This window comes from Gottfriedia solisilvae (genome assembly GCF_002128405.1).
Taxonomy (GTDB): Bacteria; Bacillota; Bacilli; order Bacillales; family Bacillaceae_G; genus Gottfriedia; species Gottfriedia solisilvae.
The window spans coordinates 1-16,586 of sequence record NZ_NETJ01000009.1 but is presented as its reverse complement, the minus strand read 5'-3'; the positions used below and the strand labels follow the sequence as shown (position 1 = coordinate 16,586).

The window sequence follows — 16,586 nt, the reverse complement described above, 5'->3', positions numbered from 1 at the left end:
ACGTCCCGCTTGTCCGTACAAATAGAGCGTCGTTACATGCTATATACAGAAAAGCTATGATTCTAATACTGATCAAGGACACCCGCAATTATTTCATTTATTTTGTTTCTTTATGTGTAGTATGTTCATTACACGTTTTACAAAACTTCTTCATCTCCAAACGTTCTACAGTAGTAGTAGAATTTTTCATTGTGGAGTAGTTTCTATTATTGCAAGTAGTGCACGACAGGACAACTTTTTTTCTCATGGTGACACCAACCTAATTCATCTATAATTATCCATTAAAAATGTAACATGTGTCCCCTAAACTGTCAAACCGTATTAAAGAAAACCTCTATACAGATAGTTCTCTAATTTCCATATATCTTTCTAACTTCCTTTTTACACGTTGTAGTGCATTATCAATTGACTTTACATGTCTGTTTAATTCCTCGGAAATCTCCTGATAGGAACGCCCGTCTAAGTAAAGTGATAATACTTTTCTTTCTAAATCGCTTAATAATTCTGACATTTTTAATTCTATGTCCACATTTTCTTCTTGATTTATAACAAGTTCTTCTGGATCCATATTTTTAGATTCAGTCAATACATCTAATAAAGTACGATCTGACTCTTCATCGTATATTGGCTTGTCCAACGATACATATGAATTTAATGGTATATGCTTTTGTCTTGTTGCTGTTTTGATCGCTGTAATAATTTGTCTTGTAATGCATAATTCTGCAAACGCCTTAAAGGACGAAAGCTTGTCTTCTTTATAGTCACGAATTGCTTTGTACAGGCCTATCATACCCTCTTGAATAATATCTTCACGGTCTGCACCAATTAGAAAATAAGATCTAGATTTAGCTTTAACAAAATTACGGTATTTTTGAATTAAAAATGTAAGTGCTTCTTGGTCTCCTTCTCGGACATATTCTAAGATTACCTCATCCTCCAAAGGACCATATTCTACCATTAGTTTTAATTCCTGTTCAACGTTCAAAATTAGCACCTCCGACCGTACAATTTACCTCATTATACAGTACAAAGAAAAAGGAAACAATAAGTCATCGTTCCCCTCTTCGCCATTTTTCTAAAATTTCTGTTTGTTTTGAATTTAATTTTTTGCCTATTGTCAGCCTTTGATCAGGTATTTCTTTAATTTTGCTACTGATCATTTTTTTATTTTGTGTAACTGAACGATATAACTCCATTGCCGGAATCCGAAGCGCACCTTGCCCAAAAATTTGCCATTGCTCTGTAAAATCCGAAGTTGCAACATAGATTTGATGGTTTACATGACGGAGCTCGATTGCAAGTTTTTCAATCTTTTCATCAGCAGATTGATTTTTACGTGTAAAAATTACTTCTACTTTCGAATGCTTATCTACTTTTTCAATTCCGTTTACAAAATGAGCATCAAATACGACAATGACGCTCATTCCAGTAGAAGCTTTGTACTCAGCAAGTAATGTAATCAGCAAGTCTCGAGATTTATCAAAGTCTACATCTCGAAGATTTCTTAGATTTGGCCAAGCTCCAATCATGTTATAACCATCTACTATCAAGATTTCTTTCTTTTTATGATTCAAGAGGATTTCTCTTGCGGTGTACTTCATACATTAATAAACTTGCAGCAACAGATGCGTTTAACGAAGTAACTTTACCAACCATTGGCAGTTTAATTAGAAAGTCACATTTTTCTTTTAAAATTCTGCTCATACCTTTGCCCTCACTACCGATAATTAAACCAAGTGAGATTTCGCCGTCCATTTTACGATAATCCTCAGCACCTTTTGCATCCGTACCGAAAATCCAAACGCCTTTTTGTTTTAAGTCATCTACTGTTCTTGCAAGATTCGTTACTCTTGCAACAGGGATATATTCAATTGCTCCTGTAGAAGATTTTGCTACTGCTGAAGTTAATCCAACCGCTCTTCTTTTTGGAATGATAATACCATGTGCACCAACAGCATCTGCAGTTCTCATAATAGACCCTAAATTGTGTGGATCTTCAATTTCATCAAGTATGATGAAGAATGGTTGTTCATTACGACTATTCGCAACCTCGAATAAGTCTTCAACCTCAACATATTCATAAGCAGCAACTTGAGCAATTACACCTTGGTGATTCCCTTGAACCATACCATCTAATTTTTTATTAGGTGCTTTTTGAACTAATACTTTGTTTTCATTCGCTAATTCTAAAAGCTTATGAATTTGTCCTTTATTTGCGCTATCACTTACCCATATTTTATTAATATCTCGACCTGAACGTATCGCTTCCATAACGGGGTTACGTCCAATAATAAATTCCTCTGACATGTTATACTCCTTTTTCATTCTCAATAAATTGAATTGCAAATTGCACAATACTATTGAGTCTATCTTCATTTTTTAGTAAATAATGATATCCAATCAAGGCTTCAATTGCCGTAGCATATCTATATGTTTGAACATCTGTATTTTTAGGGACTGTACCCGACTTGGCGTTTCTCCCTCTTTTTACAACAGCTATTTCTTCTTCAGACAGAAAGTCAGAAGATAGCATTTCTCTGATTACTTTAGCTTGTCCTTTTGCAGAAACAAAACTAGTTGCTGCTTTATGGAGTTGATGCGGTCGTACGGTTCCTTTTGCAAGGAGGTGATGTCGTACATAAATTTCGTATACAGCATCACCTATATATGCAAGAGCTAAACTATTCAGCTGTTTTACATCTATATTTTGACTACTTTCAATCATCAAGTTATCCTCTTTTCCAGCGAATACCTTGCGGAGTGTCTTCAATGATAATATTTAAATCTTTTAATTGATCACGAATTTGATCAGCTAAAGCAAAATCACGATTTTTTCTTGCTTCTGTACGTTTTTGAATTAACGCCTCGATTTCTTCATCTAACATTGCTTCTTCTTTTACTAGATTGATACCAAGAACGCTAGATAATTCATCAAAAGTCTGAAGGAATTGATTTATTACATTCGTTGAAGTATGTGATTCCAATAAATATTGATTTGCTGATTTAGCTAATTGATATAACACTGAAATTGCATTCGCAGTATTAAAGTCATCGTCCATAACTTTAATAAAGACTTGTTTCTCGCCTTCAATTTCTTTTAACCATTTCTCGTCTTCTTCAGTTAAATTTGTGCTACTTTCAAGTCTGTGCTTCATATTTTGATATGCTGTTTTAATACGTTCGAATCCATTTTTAGCTTCTTGTAGAAGTTCTTCACTATAGTTGATTGGATGACGGTAATGTACAGATAACATAAAGAATCTTAAAAGCATCGGATCAATTAATTTGATGATGTCATGTACTAGAACAAAGTTACCAAGTGATTTTGACATTTTTTCATTATCAATATTAATATAGCCATTATGCATCCAGTAATTTGAAAAAGTTTTTCCGCTTAACGCTTCAGATTGAGCTATTTCGTTTTCATGATGTGGGAACGATAAATCTTGACCACCTGCGTGAATATCAATTGTTTCCCCTAAATATTTTTTTGCCATTGCAGAGCACTCGATATGCCAGCCTGGTCGACCATTACCCCAAGGACTTTCCCAGAAAATCTCTCCTGGTTTCGCCGCTTTCCAAAGAGCAAAATCAAGGGGATCTTCTTTCTTTTCACCAATCTCAATTCTTTCACCGATACGTAGGTCTTCAATAGATTGATGAGAAAGTTTTCCGTATCCATTAAATTCTTTTGTTTTGAAATACACATCGCCTTCTGACTCATATGCATACCCTTTTTTGATTAATTCCTCAACAAACTCAATAATAATATCCATATTTTCCATTACACGTGGATGATTTGTAGCTGTTTTGCAGCCAAGAGCTTGAACGTCTTCAAAATATGCACTTATGAATTTGTCAGCGATTGTTGGCACATCTGAACCCAGTTCGTTAGCTGCTTTAATTAATTTATCATCTACATCAGTAAAGTTTGAAACAAAATTCACGTCATATCCACGGTATTCGAAATAACGTCGTACTGTGTCAAATACAATTGCTGGCCTTGCATTACCGATATGAATATAATTGTATACCGTTGGCCCACACACATACATTTTTACTTTACCTTCTTCTAAAGGTTTAAAATCTTCTTTTTTCCTCGTTAATGTATTATAAATTTGAATCGCCATGTTTTTACTTCCTTTCAGTTATGCTCAGTAAACTTTTCAATTCTTGAATCTCAGCTTCTAATTGAAGCAATCTATCTGCATCAGGATCTGGTAAATTACAATGATCAAACTGATCGTTCACTCTAATTCCATCTTGAACAACTATCTTTCCAGGTATACCAACTACTGTCGTATTATTTGGAACATCTTTTAATACGACTGAATTTGCACCTATCTTTGCATTTTCTCCGACTGTAATCGAGCCTAATACTTTTGCCCCTGTCGCTACTAGTACTCCGTTTAATAGAGTCGGGTGTCTTTTACCTTTTTCTTTCCCTGTTCCACCTAATGTTACTCCTTGATAAATAGTGACATCATCGCCAATTTCACAAGTTTCTCCAATAACTACTCCTGCCCCATGATCGATAAAGAATCGTCTACCGATTTTTGCACCTGGATGAATTTCAATGCCTGTTAGAAAGCGAGCAAATTGTGAAATACTTCTTGCAATAAAGTACCATTTTCTACGATAGAAATAATGCGCAAATCGATAAAGCCATAATGCATGTAATCCAGCATAAGTTAGAATGACTTCTAAATACCCTGTTGCAGCTGGGTCACGTTCAAATATCGTCGCCACATCTTCCTTCATGTACCTTAGCATTTTCATTTCCCCTTAAAGAATTTATTAAGAATTCCGTTCTCTCTATCTCAATATGGTACTAAAAATAAAAAAGCGTCCCTGTGTAATTAAACACAGAGACGCTTGTTTTGCGCGGTTCCACTCTGTTTAGATAATTATTAAAAATCATCTCAACTCATGTAATATAACGGTTTCCACCGCTTTAACCTACTAAAATAATCGTTCGGCTAAAGACTCAAGGGCGCACTTCCATGTATATCGTTAAAATCACTCCCACCACCTGTGATTCTCTCTGGATAACGAACAATCATTTACTCTTCCCTATCAACATTTTTCCTATATGAATGTTATTTATATATATTACACGAATGCAAAATTGTTAACCAATAATTTGTTGTAAACGAGCAATAACTTTTTCTTTTCCTAATAAAGTCATTGCAGCTGGCAATTCAGGTCCGTGACATTGTCCAGTTGTTGCAACACGAATTGGCATAAATAATTTTTTACCTTTATGTCCTGTAGCTTTTTGTACATTTTTCATAGAAATTTTAATCGAATCTACAGTGAACTCAGCAGAAGAATTTAATTCTTCAACTAAAGCAGCTAGAACTTCTTTTACTTGGTCTTCAGAAATAACTGCTTGCTCTTCTTCACCAAATGTTAATTCATCTTTGAAGAATAAGCTAGATAGTTCTACAATTTCAGCACCAAAGCTCATTTGATCTTGGTAAAGTGCAACAAGATTCGTTACCCAAAGATTTTCATCTGCAGTACGCTCTTCTTTTACATAACCAGCTTCGATTAAATGTGGTAATGAAATTTCTACAACTTTCTCTAATGGTTGCTCTTTAATATAGCGGTTGTTAATCCAAGTTAACTTTTGCTTATCAAACATTGCTGGTGCTGAGCTTAAACGGCTAGGGTCGAAAATTTTAATAAATTCTTCTTTACTGAAAATTTCTTCCTCACCAACTGGTGACCATCCAAGAAGTGCAATGAAGTTAAATAAAGCTTCTGGTAAATAACCAAGGTTTTGATATTGCTCAATAAATTGTAATACAGATTCATCACGTTTTGAAAGCTTTTTACGGTTTTCATTCACAATTACAGCCATGTGTCCAAATTCAGGTGCATCCCAATTTAATGCACGGTAGACCATTAACTGTTTTGGTGTATTCGAAATATGCTCTTCTCCACGTAATACATGGCTAATTTTCATTAACGCATCATCTACTACTACTGCATAGTTATACGTAGCAATTCCATTCTTTTTCACAAGAACCCAGTCACCGATATCTTTTGATTCGAATTTGATATTTCCACGTACAATATCTTCCCATTCGTAAGTATCAGATGTTGGTACTGCAAAACGAATTGTATATTCTGCACCTTCTGTTTCTTTTGCTGTTCTTTCTTCCGCTGTTAAATGACGGCATTTACCGCTATAACGAGTAGTTGGAAGTCCAGAAGCAATTTGAGCTTCACGTTCAGCTGCAAGTTCTTCTTCTGTACAATAACACTTATAAGCGTGACCTTTTTCAATTAACTCGTTAGCGTATTGTTTATATAAATCTAAACGTTCTAACTGACGGTATGGACCATATTCTCCACCCTTATCTGGGCCTTCATTCCAGTCGATTCCTAACCAGTGTAAATATTTAGCTTGGCTTTCTTCGCCACCTTCAACGTTACGCTCGATATCTGTATCCTCAATACGTAATACCATATCGCCGTTAAAATGTTTCGCAAATAAATAAACATATAATGCAGTACGCGCGTTACCAATATGTAAATGACCTGTTGGACTAGGTGCATAACGAACTCTTACTCTATTTGACATTTGTAGACACTCTCCACTGATTTATAATTATACTTTATTAGTTTAAGCCTTCTTCTGTAACAATACAACCGCTTGTGAGGCAATTCCTTCTTTTCTTCCAGTAAAACCTAACTTTTCAGTTGTCGTTGCTTTTACATTAATACGATCAGAAGACGTTTCTAGTAATTCTGCAATTCTGCTTCTCATTGATTGTATGTATGGCGCCATTTTTGGTGCTTGTGCAATAATTGTACAATCAGCATTGACTAATTCATAACCTTTATCTTTTACAAGTTGATAAACATGAATTAAGAGCTTTGCCGAATCAGCATCTTTAAAAGCTGGGTCCGTGTCTGGGAAATGTTTCCCAATATCGCCTTCTCCTATCGCGCCTAATAAAGCGTCTGAAATTGTATGAAGAAGCACATCAGCATCTGAATGTCCAAGTAAGCCAAGCTCATACGGAATTTCAATGCCACCAATAATTAATGGGCGATTTTCTGCAAAAGCATGAACATCAAACCCTTGTCCGATTCTAAACATGTAAACACCTTCTAATCTCGATATTGTTCATAGATTGTTTCAGCAAAAAACAAATCCTCTTTTGTTGTAACTTTTATATTATTATAATCACCATTTACCACTGAAACAACTTGTCCATTCCATTCAACTAAGCTTGCATCATCAGTCCCTAAAAAACCATTTTGAATCGCTTTTTGATGAGCTTGCACCAAGCATTCATAAGTAAAAGCTTGGGGAGTTTGTACTCCCCAAAGTGTAGATCGATCAATTGTTTCAACTACTTGATCATCAATTACTTTTTTAATAGTGTCTTTCATAGGAACTGCACAAATAACTGCTTGATGGTCATTCAGCCTTTCTAAAATTCGTTCAATGACATCTTTTGATACAAAAGGTCTTGCACCATCGTGTACAAGAACATAGTCCGCTGCATCTTTAATCGACAGTAAACCATTATATACACTTTCCTGTCTTTCAGACCCACCTTGTACATATGTGATTTTTTGTTTAATGGAATTAGGTAGGTTCAATGTTTCAAATAGATGTTTCTCAGCTTCTTTGATTGGTAATATAATCTCATTACATCTCTGATCTTCACCAAATATTTTAATTGTTAATTCGATAATAGGTGAATTCTTTATCTTAAGAAATAATTTATTGAAGCCTGCGCCCATTCGAGAGCCTGAACCCGCTGCTGGGATAATAACTTTATATTGCATGCCTCTGTTACCCCTTTACTTTACCTTACTTTACTTTTGCGAATATCATACGGCCTGCAGATGTTTGCAGAACACTAGTAACGATTGTATCTATGCGTTTTCCGATTGATTCTTTTCCATCTTCTACAACAATCATCGTTCCATCATCCAGGTAAGCAACACCTTGCAGTTTCTCTTTACCTTCTTTTACCACAAATGCCGTTATCACTTCGCCTGGTAATACAACAGGTTTGATAGCATTTGCTAAATCATTTATATTCCATACCTTAATTTGTTGTAGTTCACTTACTTTGTTTAAATTAAAATCATTCGTCACTAGAATACCGTTCTTTAGCTTTGCAAGTTTAACTAACTTCGCATCAACTTCTGGAACATCTTCAAAGTCACCTTCATAAATTTCTACGTTCATAGCAAGCTCTTTTTGAATTCGATTTAGAATATCTAAACCTCTTCTACCTCTGTTTCGTTTTAACGTATCAGAAGAATCTGCTATGTACTGTAGCTCAGCTAATACAAATTGCGGAATAACAATCGTTCCTTCTATAAACCCGGTTTGACAAATGTCAGCGATACGTCCATCAATAATGACACTCGTATCTAAAATTTTAACCGGCGTTTCTACTGTATCCTGCTCATCTGTTGCTTTTCTCTTAGAAGCTTTTGATAAAGTAAATAACCCAAGTAATTCTTCTCTTTTCTTAATCCCAACTTGGAATCCTAAATAACCTAACAAAATCGTAACGACAATCTGAATAATTGATGACACATATTGTAATCTAATCGAGTCAATTGGCAATGAAATAAGAAATGCCAGAATAAGTCCAAAAACAAGTCCTAAACTACCAAACAAAATCATTGAAATAGGAGCCTTTAACAATTTCTCCTCTATATACCTAATAAACATTACTGTTGGATCTACTAACCAAAGCGATAAAATGAAAAAGATTACTGCCCCACTTAATGCTTGTACGTATGAATTAAGTAATATTGAAGGCATCTCTGTTTTTAACAACTTATCTAAGAGTGGAAACAATACTAAACATAATGTACTTCCCACAAAGATATAAATTACTTGTACTATCCTTTTTATCACTTCGCCACCTCCTATCAATAATATATAATTACAACTATGGTTATTTATATTGTAATTAACTCTATCTTAGACGAAACAACTCAATTATGTCTATTGATATACAATTGCTCTTGGATTCGTTTTAATCCTTCTTTGATTTTTTTAGCACGGATTTCACCTATTCCATCGACATCATCAAGCTCATCAAGTGAAGCTCTAAATATCCCTTTTAAATGTCTGAACCGCTCTGTTAAATTCTCGATGACCAAAGGTGGTAATCTAGAAATTTTCATTAACATCCTATAACCCCTCGGCTCAACCATTTCTTCTAAATTCGTATTATTAGGGAAGCCAAGCAGTTTAATAATGACGTGGTCCTCTAATAACTCTTCATTTGCTAACTCTTGTAGTTTTTGCAAAATATATTTAGGATTTTGCTCTTTATTATAATGATAATCTTTAATTAATAATAATGCCTCCTCCTCAAGGTCCGAAATGATTTCAATTAATTGTAATTCAATCAATCTACCTTCATCACCGAGTTCTATAACATAATTATTAATTTCATTTTTAATACGTAATACCATTTCAACACTATGTAATACATTGACAACTTCAAATAAAGTGACTAATTCCTCAAATTCTAAAATACTAAGAGAAGTAATCCCTTGATTCCATACACTTTTATATTTCTCAAGCGTTTGAATCGCTTGGTTTGCTTTTGTTAAAATGACCCCTATATCTTTTAAAGTATAACGTAGGTTCCCTTTGTACAAAGTAATGACATTTCTTCTTTGTGAGATTGCAATCACTAAATTTCCAGTTTGTCTTGATACACGTTCAGCAGTACGATGACGCATACCAGTTTCTTTTGTAAAAATAGACTGATCAGGGATTAATTGCGCATTTGCCAAAAGAATTTTAGAGCCATTTTCATTTAAAATAATTGCACCATCCATTTTCGCTAACTCATACAAGCTTGCTGGAGAAAATGGATCATTAATATGAAAGCCGCCATCTACCATTTGTTTTGTTTCATCATTGAAGCCCAGTACAATTAAACCACCTGTCTGTGCTCGCAAAACATTGTCAATCCCATCACGTAATGGCGTACCAGGTGAAATCATCTCTAGTACCGGTAGCATCGTTTTGGTTTTTTGCTTTTGATCTTCCATCTATACCCTCCTAACTTAACAAATGTTTTAAAGCCTCTTGAACAGAGTTTATCCCTATTATTTCCATTCCTTCAGGAAAACTCCATCCTCCAATATTTTTTGCAGGAATAATTGCTCGTTTAAAACCAAGTTTGGCAGCTTCCTGTACCCTTTGCTCGATCCTAGATACTCTTCGTACTTCACCGGTTAGGCCAATTTCACCAATTACGACGTCTGTTGGTTTCGTAGGCTTGTCTTGAAAACTTGAAGCAATACTGACCGCAACAGCTAAATCTACAGCAGGTTCATCTAACTTTAAGCCTCCTGCAACCTTCAAATATGCATCTTGATTTTGTAATAATAGACCGACTCTTTTTTCAAGAACAGCCATAATTAAAGATACACGGTTGTGATCGACTCCCGTTGCCATTCTTCTTGCATTTCCAAAACTAGTAGGTGATACAAGCGCTTGTAACTCCACTAAAACAGGTCTTGTCCCTTCCATTGAAGAAACGACTGTAGAACCAGCTACGCCAAAAGGACGCTCTTCCAAGAAAATTTCAGAAGGATTTAACACCTCGACCAAACCTAATTCCTTCATTTCAAAAATGCCAGTTTCATTTGTTGAACCAAAGCGATTTTTTACCGCTCTTAAAATGCGATATGTATGATGTCTTTCACCTTCAAAATATAAAACTGCATCTACCATATGTTCTAATAAACGAGGACCTGCAATTGCCCCTTCCTTCGTAACATGACCTACTATGAATATAGGTATACCTTTTGTTTTAGCAATTTTCATTAATTCAGATGTACATTCCCTTACTTGTGAAACACTGCCAGGAGCTGAGGTTACTTCATTCAAATAAATTGTTTGAATCGAGTCTATTACAACAAAATCTGGTGCCATTTCATCCATAAATCTAGCAATGTAAGAAAGATCAGTCTCTGATAACACAAATAAGTTTTTTGTAACAATTCCTAGACGTTCTGCTCTAAGTTTTATTTGTTTCTGTGATTCCTCTCCAGAAACGTATAACACTTTATGATCCTTTTTTGCTAATTGTGAAGAAACCTGCAAAAGCATCGTCGACTTCCCGATACCAGGGTCTCCACCAATTAATACTAAAGAACCTAAAACAATTCCTCCACCTAATACACGATTAAACTCTTGAAAAGTCGTTTCAATACGCGTTTCAGACCCAATTTCAACTTCCATAATGGAGATTGGCTTAGAACCTTCAGTAGAAGAGCTTGTATTAAATGTTAATCTTCTAGAACTTGGTGCTTGTTCCATGAACTCAACCATTGTATTCCATTCATTACAAGCTGGACACTTTCCTACCCATTTAACAGATTCATAACCACAAGATTGACAGACAAATTTAGTTTTCTTTTTAGCCATATGTATTGTACCTCTCATGCAACATGATTACTTAATTTAATATATTTATTCTAAGTCTATCCTACCTTTTTTATGATATAAGAAAAAGGGCTTCACGCCCTTTTTCAAAAATTAGTTAATTGATTGTTTCCGTATTCTATAATCCTATTTTAAAAGGATAAGAAACAATTATTAATTATTGATTTACAATTTCGGCAGCTGATTTAATGACATATTCATTTTCTTGAACATCAAGTACAACTTTTTGTCCTTTCTCAACAGCACCTTTTAATAGTTCTTCTGATAATCTATCTTCAATTTGCTTTTGGATTGCTCTTCTTAATGGACGAGCACCATATTCAGGATCGAATCCTTCATCTGCAATTTTATCAATCGCTGCATCAGATAGTTCTAATTCGATTTCTTGCTCTTTTAATCGTTTTGTTAAACTATTTACCATTAAATGAACAATCTCTTTAATGTGTTTTTTCTCTAATGAATGGAACACAATTGTTTCATCAATACGGTTAAGGAATTCTGGTCGGAATGCTTTCTTTAATTCCTCCATTACTTTCCCTTTCATATCTTGATAGTCTTTCGCTCCATCATTAATATTAAATCCAACGTATTTATTTGTTTTTAATGCACTTGCTCCAACGTTAGAAGTCATGATCACTAGTGTATTTCTAAAGTCAACAGTTCGACCTTTAGAATCAGTTAATCTACCATCTTCTAATACTTGAAGTAAGATATTAAATACGTCTGGATGAGCCTTTTCAATTTCATCTAATAGAATAACTGAATATGGCTTACGTCTAACTTTTTCAGTTAATTGACCACCTTCATCATATCCTACATATCCTGGAGGTGCACCAACTAGTCTTGAAGTTGCATGTTTCTCCATGTACTCAGACATATCAATACGAATCATTGCATCCTCGTCACCAAATATTGTTTCTGCTAGAGCTCGCGCTAATTCTGTTTTACCGACACCAGTTGGCCCTAAGAAGATAAATGAACCGATTGGACGTTTAGGATCCTTTAAGCCAGCTCTTGCACGTCTTACTGCTTTAGATACAGCAACAACAGCTTCTTCTTGACCGATTACACGTTTGTGTAAAACACTTTCCATGTTTAACAACTTATCGGCTTCAGTTTGTGCAAGCTTAGTAACTGGGATATTCGTCCATGAAGATACAACATTAGCAATATCTTCTACAGTCACCTCAGAATTCTCTTTACCTTGCTTTTCTTTCCACTGACGTTTTGTATCTTCTAATTGTTCACGTAATCTTTGCTCTGAATCTCTTAATGATGCTGCTTTTTCAAACTCTTGGCTTTGAACAGCCGCATCTTTTTCTTTACGTACTTCATCTAATTTCAATTCTAATTCTTTTAAGTTTGGTGGCGTTGTAAAGCTACGTAAACGAACCTTTGAGCCAGCCTCATCAATTACATCAATCGCTTTATCTGGTAAGAAACGATCTGTAATATAACGGTCAGATAATTTTACTGCTTCAATAATCGCTTCATCAGAAATTGATACTCTATGATGCGCTTCATAACGGTCGCGTAACCCTTGTAGAATTTGAATTGACTCATCAACACTTGGTTGATCCACAGTAATTGGTTGGAAACGACGCTCTAAAGCTGCATCCTTTTCAATATATTTACGGTATTCATCAATTGTCGTAGCACCGATACATTGTAATTCACCACGTGCAAGTGATGGTTTTAAGATATTAGATGCATCAATTGCACCTTCAGCGCCACCAGCACCGATTAATGTATGAAGCTCATCGATGAATAAGATAATATTTCCTGCCTGACGGATTTCATCCATTACCTTTTTCAAGCGATCCTCAAATTCACCGCGATATTTAGTTCCAGCTACAACAGTCCCCATATCAAGAGTCATTACTCGTTTATCACGAAGAATTTCTGGCACTTCATTATTTACAATTTGTTGCGCTAATCCTTCAGCAATTGCTGTTTTACCAACACCTGGTTCACCAATTAGAACAGGGTTATTTTTCGTACGACGGCTTAATACTTCAATAACACGTTGAATTTCTTTGCTACGGCCAATAACAGGATCTAAACGACCTTCTCGAGCAGATACAGTTAAATCACGAGCTAAGCTATCTAACGTAGGTGTATTTGCTTGGTTAGCTGATCCGTTTTGATGATTAGATGAGCTTTCATTGCTACCTAATAATTGAAGCACTTGTTGACGAGCTTTATTTAAGCTAACACCAAGATTATTTAATACTCTTGCAGCAACACCTTCTCCTTCACGAATTAAGCCAAGTAAGATATGTTCTGTCCCTACATAAGAGTGACCTAGTTTTCGAGCCTCATCCATAGATAACTCAATTACTTTTTTAGCTCTAGGTGTATAATGTACTGTTTGTGCTACACCTTGACCTCGACCTATTAAAGTTTCTACTTCTTGTTGTACTTTTTCAGGACTTAATCCAAGAGCAAGTAATGCTTTTGCTGCAATTCCTTCTCCTTCACGTACAAGCCCTAATAATATATGTTCTGTTCCTATATTTGAGTGTCCAATTCGGATTGCCTCTTCTTGAGAAAGAGCTAATACTTTTTGAGCACGTTCTGTAAATCGACCAAACATCATAATTGGTTCCTCCCATATAATTAGTTATTTTTACTAGATAGTTTTTCTCGAATTAATGATGCTCTTCTTATATCCCTTTCTTCAGGTGTAAGTTGATTACCAACAAATTGTTGTAGTATACCTGGTTGGGTTAGGATCATTAATTCATTTAAAAAGTTTTTAGATAGACCGGTTATTAAACCTAAATCGATACCTAATTGTACATCTGATAAACAAACTGCACTTTCTTTTGTTTCAATAATTCGACCATATTTTAGTATCCCTAGAGAACGATAGATTCGGTCCTCCAGTCTGATTAGTGAAGTTTTTACAAGAGCGTCTCTAGCTGACTTTTCATGTTTGATCAACTGTTGAACGATTGTAATCAAATCTTCAATAATCTCTTCTTCCGATTTCCCCAATGTGATTTGATTAGAAATCTGAAAGATATTACCTAAAGCTTCGCTACCTTCACCATAAATTCCTCTTACAACTAATCCAAGTTGATTAATTGTTGGGATCAAACGATTAAATTGCTTTGTTATGACAAGTGCCGGTAAATGCATCATTACAGATGCTCTTAAACCAGTACCTACATTAGTTGGACAGCTTGTTAGATAACCAATCGTTTCATCAAAAGCGTACTCTAGTTGACTTTCAATATAATTATCTATATTATTCGCCTCTGTTAATGCTTCTCTAAGTTGTAAACCTGGGTATAAGGCTTGAATACGTAAATGATCTTCCTCATTAATCATTATGCTAATTTGTTCATTTTGAGAAAGAATACATGCACCATGTACAGATTCAACTAAATTTGGACTAATCAAATGTTTTTCAATGAGTACACGTTTTTCTACAGGTTCTAACTTATTAATTTCAATATATTCAAAAGGTGCATTTGGTAAAGCTGTACTTCCTTCAAAATAATGTTTTACTAAGTGACAAATTTCTTTTGCCTTGTCTTGGCTTAATAAAGTCGGATATAAATATGAGCTAAAATTTCTAGCAAGCCTTATACGACTACTTAGTACAATGTCATCATCGGGACCTTCTTGCTTCATCCAAGGACTAATTGCTTCATTTATAATGCGATGAATTGACATAAAACTTACTCCCCCTCCTTTTGAAGGATTTGTAAATCTTTTTCGATTGTTCGAATTTCATCCCGTAATTTGATTGCTTGCTCGAATTCTTCTTTTTCAATAAAAGTCTTCATTTGCGTTTTGAGATCATTCAACTTTCTTTTTAATGAAATTGCTCCACTAATTTTCTGAGGCAATTTTCCTGTATGAGAAACATTTCCGCTATGAATCCTTTTTACAATTGGTTTCATTTGCTCTTTAAATGTCTCATAACAAGTTGAACAACCTAAGCGTCCGATTTTAGTAAACTTTTGAAATGTCATCTTACATCTAGGACACTCAATTTGTTGATCTTTATGAATTGTATTTTTTTTCATTTCATAAATACCATTATTACCTTTAAATAATCCGGCTAACAAATCATTTACAGAATATCCACCTATTTCGGAAAAAATATATTTGTTGTTTGAATCATTTGCACACTTCTCGCATAAGTGAATATCTGTCTTTTCACCATTTATAATCTTAGAATAGTGTAATGTTGCCGGACGTTCTTGACATTCTTGACATATCATTGGGGGGCAACCTCCATATTCTATTTATATTTTAAACTCCTTAACATTGCCTTTAATAACCTTGCCCTTAATTCATCACGATAAGGTAAATTGACCATTAAAACTGAGCGATCTAATACACTTAGCATCATTTTTGCTTCTCTTTCTGTGATTACATTTCTCTCAAGGAGTAAATGTATATAATCTTCTGAGCTGGATTGAGCGATACTAGCGTTAAAACTATTCATTATCTGATCAATTACGCTGGCCTTATCATGAAATTGCACTTTGATAATTCGGATGTAACCTCCACCACCACGTTTACTTTCAACTACATATCCTCTTTCTAACGTAAACCTTGTATTAATAACATAATTAATTTGTGATGGTACACAATCGAATTTATTAGCAATTTCACTTCTTTTTATTTCAACATAATCTTTGTCTGATACATCAAAGTACTGCATTAGATATTGTTCAATAATATCTGATATATTTTTCATTACAAACCACCCTTACTGACTTTGACTATCTTTGACTATTATTATATTCCTTTCAAGAAAAATTTCAACTAATAACTCTTTTATTATTTTTGCCAAAGTATGAACGACTTAATCTGATTTGTATTATATAAATATATGTAAATGAATGTTTATTATGTAGTTATTTTTAATAAGTTACATTGAATAATGAAGTACTTTATTTATTACTCCTAATTCTTTCAAATTCCTGCTGATCATTTTAAAAACAATCCTCTATCTTTACAAACACAAAAAAACATCAGCTTATTAGCTGATGTTTTTCATTTACCAGGCGACGTTCTACTCTCACAGGGGGAAACCCCCAACTACCATCGACGCTGAAGAGCTTAACTGCCGTGTTCGGTATGGGAACGGGTGTGACCTCTT

At 34.6% G+C, this 16,586-nt stretch carries 17 protein-coding genes, 1 rRNA gene and 1 other annotated feature; all 18 genes read right to left on the bottom strand.

Features of this window, described 5'->3' with window-relative positions; all coding sequences use genetic code 11:
• Positions 1-97: 97 nt before the first annotated feature.
• Positions 98-247 (bottom strand): 50S ribosomal protein L33, encoded by a 150-nt coding sequence (rpmG, locus tag CAB05_RS20280; RefSeq protein WP_088003757.1) that lies wholly within the window; start codon positions 245-247, stop codon positions 98-100.
• An 87-nt stretch (positions 248-334) separates the two neighbouring features.
• A complete protein-coding gene (gene sigH / locus CAB05_RS20275; protein ID WP_088003875.1) occupies positions 335-958 on the bottom strand; it encodes an RNA polymerase sporulation sigma factor SigH in 624 nt (207 codons plus the stop codon).
• 91 nt (positions 959-1,049) lie between these two features.
• Positions 1,050-1,529, bottom strand: coding sequence for an NYN domain-containing protein (locus tag CAB05_RS20270; RefSeq protein ID WP_235821574.1), 480 nt, complete (start codon positions 1,527-1,529; stop codon positions 1,050-1,052).
• Positions 1,530-1,563: 34 nt separating this feature from the next.
• Positions 1,564-2,307, bottom strand: coding sequence for a 23S rRNA (guanosine(2251)-2'-O)-methyltransferase RlmB (gene rlmB / locus CAB05_RS20265; RefSeq protein WP_088003752.1), 744 nt, complete (start codon positions 2,305-2,307; stop codon positions 1,564-1,566).
• Between the two features lies 1 nt (position 2,308).
• Positions 2,309-2,725, bottom strand: coding sequence for a Mini-ribonuclease 3 (locus CAB05_RS20260; protein ID WP_088003749.1), 417 nt, complete (start codon positions 2,723-2,725; stop codon positions 2,309-2,311).
• Between the two features lie 4 nt (positions 2,726-2,729).
• Positions 2,730-4,130 (bottom strand): cysteine--tRNA ligase, encoded by a 1,401-nt coding sequence (gene cysS, locus CAB05_RS20255; RefSeq protein ID WP_088003746.1) that lies wholly within the window; start codon positions 4,128-4,130, stop codon positions 2,730-2,732.
• A gap of 4 nt (positions 4,131-4,134) precedes the next feature.
• Positions 4,135-4,773, bottom strand: coding sequence for a serine O-acetyltransferase (gene cysE, locus CAB05_RS20250; RefSeq protein ID WP_088003743.1), 639 nt, complete (start codon positions 4,771-4,773; stop codon positions 4,135-4,137).
• Positions 4,774-4,864: 91 nt separating this feature from the next.
• Positions 4,865-5,089 (bottom strand) — a binding site (T-box leader).
• 42 nt (positions 5,090-5,131) lie between these two features.
• The gene (gltX, locus tag CAB05_RS20245; protein ID WP_088003740.1) at positions 5,132-6,592 is read right to left on the bottom strand and encodes a glutamate--tRNA ligase; all 1,461 of its coding nucleotides are present in this window, start codon (positions 6,590-6,592) and stop codon (positions 5,132-5,134) included.
• Between the two features lie 42 nt (positions 6,593-6,634).
• The gene (gene ispF, locus CAB05_RS20240; RefSeq protein ID WP_088003737.1) at positions 6,635-7,114 is read right to left on the bottom strand and encodes a 2-C-methyl-D-erythritol 2,4-cyclodiphosphate synthase; all 480 of its coding nucleotides are present in this window, start codon (positions 7,112-7,114) and stop codon (positions 6,635-6,637) included.
• Between the two features lie 11 nt (positions 7,115-7,125).
• Positions 7,126-7,812 carry a 2-C-methyl-D-erythritol 4-phosphate cytidylyltransferase gene (gene ispD / locus CAB05_RS20235; RefSeq protein ID WP_088003734.1) on the bottom strand — a complete coding sequence of 229 codons (687 nt, stop codon included), beginning with the start codon at positions 7,810-7,812 and terminating at the stop codon, positions 7,126-7,128.
• Between the two features lie 25 nt (positions 7,813-7,837).
• Complete coding sequence (locus CAB05_RS20230) at positions 7,838-8,905, bottom strand: PIN/TRAM domain-containing protein (RefSeq protein WP_088003731.1); 1,068 nt, start codon at positions 8,903-8,905, stop codon at positions 7,838-7,840.
• 80 nt (positions 8,906-8,985) lie between these two features.
• Positions 8,986-10,059: a DNA integrity scanning diadenylate cyclase DisA gene (disA, locus tag CAB05_RS20225; protein WP_088003728.1), complete on the bottom strand. Its 1,074-nt coding sequence runs from the start codon at positions 10,057-10,059 to the stop codon at positions 8,986-8,988.
• A 10-nt stretch (positions 10,060-10,069) separates the two neighbouring features.
• Positions 10,070-11,443 (bottom strand): DNA repair protein RadA, encoded by a 1,374-nt coding sequence (gene radA / locus CAB05_RS20220; protein WP_088003725.1) that lies wholly within the window; start codon positions 11,441-11,443, stop codon positions 10,070-10,072.
• A gap of 175 nt (positions 11,444-11,618) precedes the next feature.
• A complete protein-coding gene (gene clpC, locus CAB05_RS20215) occupies positions 11,619-14,060 on the bottom strand; it encodes an ATP-dependent protease ATP-binding subunit ClpC (protein WP_088003722.1) in 2,442 nt (813 codons plus the stop codon).
• A 20-nt stretch (positions 14,061-14,080) separates the two neighbouring features.
• Positions 14,081-15,145, bottom strand: coding sequence for a protein-arginine kinase McsB (mcsB, locus tag CAB05_RS20210; protein ID WP_088003719.1), 1,065 nt, complete (start codon positions 15,143-15,145; stop codon positions 14,081-14,083).
• Between the two features lie 5 nt (positions 15,146-15,150).
• Positions 15,151-15,699, bottom strand: coding sequence for a protein-arginine kinase activator protein McsA (gene mcsA / locus CAB05_RS20205; RefSeq protein WP_088003717.1), 549 nt, complete (start codon positions 15,697-15,699; stop codon positions 15,151-15,153).
• Positions 15,700-15,719: 20 nt separating this feature from the next.
• Entirely contained in the window at positions 15,720-16,181 is a 462-nt protein-coding gene (locus tag CAB05_RS20200; protein WP_088003714.1) for a CtsR family transcriptional regulator, read from the bottom strand.
• Positions 16,182-16,486: 305 nt separating this feature from the next.
• Positions 16,487-16,586, bottom strand: a 5S ribosomal RNA gene (rrf, locus tag CAB05_RS20195); the annotation flags it as partial.